Origin of the sequence: Variovorax sp. Varisp85 (assembly GCF_047304045.1) — a bacterium.
Lineage (GTDB): Bacteria > Pseudomonadota > Gammaproteobacteria > Burkholderiales > Burkholderiaceae_C > Variovorax.
In genome coordinates, this window is the sequence record NZ_JBGLYN010000174.1 from 1 (window position 1) to 239 (window position 239).

The following is a 239-nucleotide window of genomic DNA, read 5'->3' on the forward strand; positions in this document are numbered from 1 at the left end:
GACAGTACACTTCTGGGTGGCCGAAAAATCAGAATAAATGTTGGAATAATATAGGATCACCACCTCCTGCTGTTACTAGTACAGCTCAACCAAATAAAGCTAATTTGTGTAATCTTATTCCAGGACTTCTCATATTTAATATTGTTGTAATAAAATTCATTGCTCCTAATAAACTACTTATACCTGATAAGTGAAGAGCAAATATTGCTAAATCTACACTTGGACCACTGTGACTTTGT

General features: G+C 34.3%; 1 protein-coding gene. It reads right to left on the reverse strand.

What is annotated here, in order from left to right:
- Positions 1 to 85 precede the first annotated feature (85 nt).
- On the reverse strand, positions 86 to 239 hold a 154-nt coding region (locus tag ACCC97_RS28905), incomplete at its 5' end, for a cbb3-type cytochrome c oxidase subunit I (protein ID WP_413336421.1).